The organism is Pseudomonas sp. AP42 (genome assembly GCF_001728935.1).
Taxonomy (GTDB): domain Bacteria; phylum Pseudomonadota; class Gammaproteobacteria; order Pseudomonadales; family Pseudomonadaceae; genus Aquipseudomonas; species Aquipseudomonas lactis.
In genome coordinates this window covers 20,893-27,957 of record NZ_LYSO01000079.1, presented here as the reverse complement: position 1 = coordinate 27,957, position 7,065 = coordinate 20,893, and the positions used below count along the sequence as shown (strand labels likewise).

Genomic DNA, 7,065 nt, shown 5'->3' with positions numbered 1-7,065 from the left:
CTGTCGATAACTGCGTAACTCATTGTTTACCAAGGAGTTTTCCGTTTCGACTGCGCCGGAAGTGGGGCGAATTATAGACAGATATAATTCGCCGTCAACTCTTAATTTTGCTTTCCTATCAATAAGTTAGCTTCGGTTAAAAAACAACCAGCTCACCAGTGCGCTTCTATATAGAAGGGAACGCTCAAATAACACCCGCCTCCTTCAATGCGGCCACATGAGCAGCTCCCAGCCCCAGAACCCCCTGCAGCACCTCAAGCGTATGCTCCCCCAATAGAGGAGGCGCACTCCGGTACTCAACAGGCGTCTTGGATAAGCGTATTGGGCTCGCAACCTGGGGCACCATCCCCGCCAATGCGTGAGGCAACTCAATCGCCAAACCACGCGCCTGGACCTGAGGATCGGAAAACACCTGCGCCAGATCATTGATCGGCCCACATGGCACGCCTACTTGCTCCAACTGCGACACCCATTCAGCGGTCGTCTTGAAAACCGTCGCTTGACGAATCAAAGGAATCAGCTCCGCGCGATTAGCCACCCGCGCGCGATTGGTGGCGAAACGCACGTCATCCGCCCATTGTGGCTGCCCGGCGACTTCGGCGAACTTACGGAACTGCCCGTCATTGCCTACGGTGAGGATGAAATCTCCATCGGCAGTGGGGAAATCCTGATAGGGCACAATATTAGGGTGAGCATTTCCCAAGCGCTTGGGCGGCATCCCAGTTGTCAGGTAATTCATTGCCTGATTCGCCAGGCAAGCCACCTGCACATCCAGCAACGCCATGTCGATATGTTGCCCACCACCATCGTGATCGCGATGAGCTAGCGCAGCCAGGATCGCCACGGTCGAATAAAGCCCGGTCAAGATATCAGTCAAGGCGACCCCAACCTTTACCGGCCCGGCACCTTCATCCCCTTCAGGCCGCCCCGTCAGGCTCATGAGCCCACCCAGACCCTGGATCATGAAATCGTAGCCGGCGCGCATCGCATAGGGGCCCGTCTGACCAAACCCCGTGATGGAACAGTAAATCAGCTCCGGGTTGACCTCTCTGAGGGATTCATAGTCCAGCCCATACGCCGCAAGACCACCCACCTTGAAGTTTTCGATCAGGATGTCCGACTTGGCAGCCAGGTCGCGCACCAGTTTCTGGCCTTCCGGTCGCGTAAAGTCGATGGTCACCGACTCTTTATTACGGTTGGCCGACAGGTAATACGCCGCCTCACTGGTGTTCTCACCATCCGCATCCTTCAGGAAGGGAGGCCCCCAAGCACGCGTGTCATCGCCACTGCCCGGCCTTTCGACCTTGATCACCTCAGCCCCAAGGTCTGCAAGAATCTGCCCGGACCAAGGGCCCGCGAGTACTCGCGACAAATCCAGCACTCGCAGATGCGAAAGCGCGCCCATGCCCATGCTCCTATTAATAGAACGCTTGAAGACCGGTTTGCGCGCGCCCCAGGATCAAGGCATGCACGTCATGGGTCCCCTCATAGGTGTTGACCACTTCCAGGTTGACCAAGTGGCGCGCCACTCCGAATTCGTCGGAGATGCCATTACCGCCCAGCATGTCCCGGGCCATGCGCGCGATATCCAATGACTTGCCACACGAGTTACGCTTCATGATCGATGTGATCTCAACCGCCGCCGTCCCCTCATCTTTCATCCGACCCAGGCGCAGGCAACCTTGCAGGGCCAAGGTAATCTCGGTCTGCATGTCGGCCAGCTTCTTCTGGATCAGCTGAGTGGCGGCCAACGGGCGACCAAACTGCTGGCGATCAAGTGTGTACTGGCGCGCGGTATGCCAGCAGAACTCAGCAGCCCCCAGCGCGCCCCAGGAAATCCCGTACCGCGCCGAGTTAAGGCAGGTAAAAGGGCCTTTCAAGCCACGGACATCCGGGAAGATATTTTCTTCCGGCACAAATACGTTATCCATGACGATTTCACCGGTGATGGAGGCCCGCAACCCCACCTTGCCGTGGATAGCCGGAGCGCTCAGGCCTTTCCAGCCTTTTTCCAGGACGAAGCCACGGATATCACCTGCATCGTCTTTGCCCCACACCACAAACACATCCGCAATCGGACTGTTGGTGATCCACATTTTGGCGCCGGTCAGGCTGTAGCCGCCATCCACTTTGCGTGCACGGGTAATCATCGCACCCGGGTCGGAACCATGGTTGGGCTCGGTCAGCCCGAAGCAACCGATCCATTCGCCAGAGGCCAGTTTGGGCAGGTACTTCTGTTTTTGCGCCTCAGTACCAAACTCATTGATCGGCACCATGACCAGGGAAGACTGCACACTCATCATCGAGCGATAGCCGGAGTCGACACGCTCGACCTCACGCGCAATCAAACCGTAGCTGACGTAGTTCAAACCACTGCCACCGTACTGCTCAGGGATCATCGCCCCCAGCAAACCGGTCTCGCCCATCTCACGAAAAATAGCAGGGTCTGTCTTTTCATGACGGAAGGCTTCGAGCACACGAGGAGCCAGCTTGTCCTGAGCAAATTGCTCGGCGCTGTCACGCACCATGCGTTCTTCTTCGGTGAGCTGTTGATCCAGCAGCAGCGGATCGATCCAGTTGAAGCTTGCCTTGCCAGCCATGAATAAGTCCTCGCGGAAAAAATCAGAAGTCGTGGAACCAGACTAGGCGCGGTCAGCGCAGAGGGCAAACGAGGTTTTTGCATAGGCTTGTGCTAATTTCTCACTTCGTAACACTATAAAAGCCCAGAAATGCGCTTTATTTGTGAGGGCAACGTACATGCGCAGAAAAATCCCCAGTACCACCGCACTCATCAGCTTTGAGGCAGCAGCCCGCCACGAGAGCTTCACCAAGGCAGCATTGGAGCTTTCCATCACCCAAGGCGCGATTTGCCGACAGATCGCCAGCCTGGAGGAGTTTTTGAGTGTCGAGCTGTTTCGCCGCTCACGCCGTGGAGTGAAGCTGACGGAGGCGGGGCTTTCTTATAGCCGCAGGGTTGCAACGCAACTGGACGCCGTAGAGCGCGACACCTTGTCGGTGATGGGCCAGCAGGGCGCCAACGTAATCGAACTGGCGGTGGTACCTACCTTCGGCACGCAGTGGCTGATCCCACGCCTGAAGGATTTTCAACATCAGCACCCGGAAGTCACCGTAAACCTGACAAACCGCACGCGTCCCTTCCTGTTCGCCGACACCGAGTTCGATGCCGCCATCTACTTCGGGGACGCCGACTGGTCGGGTACGCAATCCCACAGGTTAATGGGCGAGAACCCGGTACCGGTGTGCAGCCCACGCTTACTCGGCGACCGCACGCATTTCACCCCTCAACAGATCGCCGAGCTGCCCCTGCTGCAGCAGACCACACGCCCCTATGCCTGGCGCCAATGGTTCAACGCCCAACAACTGAACATCCCTCGCGACATGACAGGCCCTCGATACGAGCTATTCTCGATGCTGTCTCAAGCGGCCATGCATGACATGGGCATCGCGCTGATTCCTCCCTTCCTCATACAGCGGGAGCTGAAGGAGCAACAACTGGTAATCGCCAGCACCGAAGCACTGACCAGCGAAAAGGCTTATTACCTGATGATTCCTGACAAAAAGGTCGAATCCGCTTCTCTGCATGCATTCAGGGACTGGCTACTCGACCAGTCAAGACGCTACAACCCATGTAAATGAAGGACACAACGCATTTATTGACTTTGTAGTCAGATAAATTCAGAACCTACAGATGTACGTATATGTCGCATTTAAACAGACTGTACTTGTCAGCCAAAAATAAGGCTAAAAGCCATGTATCTCATGGCTCTTAGCGACTCTTACCGGCCAATGCACGACTATTCACACTCGCAATGGAAAAACGGACCGAAAACGCCTGAACACCTTTAAAGGCCTGTATTTAAAGAGGTTATTTCAGCTTGTTGCGACAATCAGTCACAGGGTGACTTGTAGTTAATTTTTCGTCACCCGTCATAATCCCTTGATGGCCGTAAAGTTCGCCTGCAAAATGCCGCGCCCCGCTGTCATTTCAGCGGGATCGTGCTGATCGGCCGCCCCAGCTGCGCCACTCGCGGTGCACTGGCCTTTTTACAAAAAGATCAAAAGCAAAAAGATCATGCAGGAGATTTGACGTGCACATTGGTGTTCCTCTCGAAACCCAGACCGGTGAAACGCGGGTGGCTGCCACCCCGGAAACCATCAAGAAGCTGATCGGCCAGGGCCATAAGGTCACTGTACAAAGCGGCGCAGGCATCAATGCCAGCATCGTCGACAGTGCCTATGAAACGGCAGGCGCCACCATTGGCAGTGCCAACGACGCGTTTGGCGCCGAGCTGATCCTTAAAGTGGTTGCCCCCAGCGACAGCGAACTGGCGCTGATCAAAAGTGGCACCGTGTTGGTGGGCATGCTCAACCCGTTCAGCAACGAAACCATCGCCAAGCTCGCCGAGCGCGGCATCACCGCTTTCGCCCTGGAAGCCGCGCCGCGCACTTCACGCGCTCAAAGCCTTGATGTGCTGTCTTCGCAAGCCAACATCGCCGGTTACAAGGCCGTGTTGCTGGCCGCTCATCACTACCCGCGCTTCATGCCAATGCTGATGACCGCTGCCGGCACTGTAAAAGCCGCGCGCGTACTGATCCTCGGCGCCGGTGTGGCAGGCCTGCAAGCCATCGCCACGGCCAAGCGCCTGGGCGCGGTGATCGAAGCGTCCGACGTACGCCCGGCGGTGAAAGAGCAGATCGAGTCCCTGGGCGCCAAATTTGTCGACGTCCCCTACGAAACCGATGAAGAGCGTGAATGCGCCGTCGGTGTCGGCGGCTACGCGCGCCCGATGCCCAGCAGTTGGATGCAGCGCCAGGCCCTGGCCGTGCACGAACGCGCCAAACAGGCCGATATCGTCATCACCACCGCTCTGATCCCGGGCCGCAAGGCTCCGACCCTGCTCAGCGCCGAGACCGTGGCGCAGATGAAACCCGGCTCGGTGGTCATCGACCTCGCCGCTGCCCAGGGTGGCAACTGCCCGTTGACCGTGGCCGACCAGGTCGTGGTGGAAAACGGCGTGATCATCTGCGGCCCGACCAACCTGGCGGGCGCTGTCGCCGCCGACGCATCGGCCTTGTATGCGCGCAACCTGCTGGACTTCCTGAAGCTGGTCTTCACCAAGGAAGGGCAGTTTGAAATCAACCTCGAAGACGACATCGTCGCCGCGTGCCTGATGTGCCGCGACGGCCAAGTCATCCGCAAAAACGCCTAAGCAGGGATTCAGACGATGGAAGAGCTTATCTCCCCCGGTATCTACAACCTGATCATCTTTGTGCTGGCGATTTATGTCGGTTATCACGTGGTCTGGAACGTAACACCCGCATTGCACACGCCGCTGATGGCCGTGACCAACGCCATTTCCGCGATTGTTATCGTCGGCGCCATGCTCGCCGCCGCTCTCACCGTGACGCCACTGGGCAAGACCATGGGCACGCTGGCCGTGGCCCTGGCGGCGGTAAATGTCTTCGGTGGCTTCCTGGTCACCCGCAGGATGCTTGAGATGTTCAAGAAGAAAGCCCCGAAAGTAAAAGAAGAGGCGCCCAAGTAATGAGCATGAATCTCGTGACGACGCTCTACCTGATCGCGTCGATTTGTTTCATCCAGGCCCTCAAAGGCCTCTCGCACCCGACCACTTCGCGGCGCGGCAACTTGTTCGGCATGCTCGGCATGGCGCTGGCGGTACTCACCACCGTCGGCCTCATCTATAAGCTGGGGGCTGAGCTGGCGACTGCGGGTATTGGCTACGTCATCGTTGGCCTACTGGTCGGCGGCACCGCCGGCTCGATCATGGCCAAGCGCGTCGAAATGACCAAGATGCCAGAGCTGGTCGCCTTCATGCACAGCATGATTGGCCTGGCAGCGGTGTTCATCGCCATTGCCGCCGTGGTCGAACCGCAGTCCCTGGGCATCGTCAAGCACTTGGGCGATTCGATACCGGCCGGTAACCGTCTGGAACTGTTCCTCGGTGCTGCCATCGGTGCTATCACCTTCTCCGGCTCGGTGATCGCGTTCGGCAAGCTGTCGGGCAAGTACAAGTTCCGCCTGTTCCAGGGCGCACCGGTACAGTTCGGCGGGCAACACAAATTGAACCTGGTGCTCGGCCTCACAACCCTGGGCCTGGGCCTGGCGTTCATGTTGACCGGCAATCTCACTGCGTTCGCCCTGATGCTGGCCCTGGCCTTTGTGCTGGGTGTGCTGATCATCATCCCGATTGGCGGCGCCGACATGCCCGTGGTGGTGTCGATGCTCAACAGCTACTCCGGCTGGGCAGCGGCGGGCATTGGCTTCTCGCTGAACAACTCGATGCTGATCATCGCCGGCTCCCTGGTGGGCTCCAGCGGCGCGATCCTGTCGTACATCATGTGCAAGGCGATGAATCGCTCCTTCTTTAATGTGTTGTTGGGCGGCTTCGGCAATGCGCCGGATGCTGGCGCTGCGGCGGGCTCCAAAGAAGCACGCCCGGTGAAGTCCGGCTCCGCTGATGACGCCACCTTCCTGCTGACCAACGCCGACACCGTGATTATCGTCCCAGGCTATGGCCTTGCAGTGGCGCGGGCACAACACGCGCTCAAGGAACTGACCGAGAAACTGACCCACCACGGCGTCACCGTGAAGTACGCGATCCATCCAGTGGCGGGTCGTATGCCTGGGCACATGAACGTATTGCTGGCCGAGGCCGAAGTGCCTTACGACCAGGTGTTCGAGATGGAAGACATCAACTCCGAGTTCGGCCAGGCCGACGTGGTGCTGGTGTTGGGCGCCAACGACGTGGTCAACCCGGCCGCCAAGAACGACCCGAACTCACCGATTGCCGGCATGCCGATCCTCGAGGCGTTCAAGGCCAAGACCATCATCGTCAACAAGCGCTCGATGGCCAGCGGCTATGCGGGCCTGGACAACGAGTTGTTCTATCTGGACAAGACCATGATGGTGTTCGGTGATGCCAAAAAGGTCATCGAAGACATGGTCAAGGCCGTCGAATAACACTGCGCCAGCGCAATACCCGAAACCCTGGCCTCCCGTAGGCTGGGGTTTTTTATTAGCGG

At 58.1% G+C, this 7,065-nt stretch carries 6 protein-coding genes; 4 read left to right on the top strand and 2 right to left on the bottom strand.

Annotated elements, in window-relative coordinates; genetic code table 11:
- Window positions 1–184: 184 nt before the first annotated feature.
- Both A7K61_RS22120 and A7K61_RS22115 read right to left on the bottom strand, forming a co-directional pair.
- The gene (locus tag A7K61_RS22120) at window positions 185–1,405 is read right to left on the bottom strand and encodes a CaiB/BaiF CoA-transferase family protein (protein ID WP_069558376.1); all 1,221 of its coding nucleotides are present in this window, start codon (window positions 1,403–1,405) and stop codon (window positions 185–187) included.
- Between the two features lie 13 nt (window positions 1,406–1,418).
- Window positions 1,419–2,600 (bottom strand): acyl-CoA dehydrogenase, encoded by a 1,182-nt coding sequence (locus A7K61_RS22115; RefSeq protein ID WP_003187423.1) that lies wholly within the window; start codon window positions 2,598–2,600, stop codon window positions 1,419–1,421.
- A 157-nt stretch (window positions 2,601–2,757) separates the two neighbouring features.
- Between A7K61_RS22115 and A7K61_RS22110 the strand changes: the two genes are divergently transcribed.
- The 4 genes from A7K61_RS22110 (at window position 2,758) to A7K61_RS22095 (ending at window position 7,003) form a co-directional block, all read left to right on the top strand.
- Window positions 2,758–3,657 carry a LysR family transcriptional regulator gene (locus A7K61_RS22110; protein ID WP_003187421.1) on the top strand — a complete coding sequence of 300 codons (900 nt, stop codon included), beginning with the start codon at window positions 2,758–2,760 and terminating at the stop codon, window positions 3,655–3,657.
- Window positions 3,658–4,109: 452 nt separating this feature from the next.
- Window positions 4,110–5,231, top strand: coding sequence for a Re/Si-specific NAD(P)(+) transhydrogenase subunit alpha (locus A7K61_RS22105; RefSeq protein WP_044270327.1), 1,122 nt, complete (start codon window positions 4,110–4,112; stop codon window positions 5,229–5,231).
- Between the two features lie 15 nt (window positions 5,232–5,246).
- Window positions 5,247–5,567: an NAD(P) transhydrogenase subunit alpha gene (locus A7K61_RS22100; protein WP_003187417.1), complete on the top strand. Its 321-nt coding sequence runs from the start codon at window positions 5,247–5,249 to the stop codon at window positions 5,565–5,567.
- Entirely contained in the window at window positions 5,567–7,003 is a 1,437-nt protein-coding gene (locus A7K61_RS22095) for an NAD(P)(+) transhydrogenase (Re/Si-specific) subunit beta (protein ID WP_044270317.1), read from the top strand. The genes A7K61_RS22100 and A7K61_RS22095 overlap by 1 nt, the downstream gene beginning before the upstream one ends.
- Window positions 7,004–7,065 lie beyond the last annotated feature (62 nt).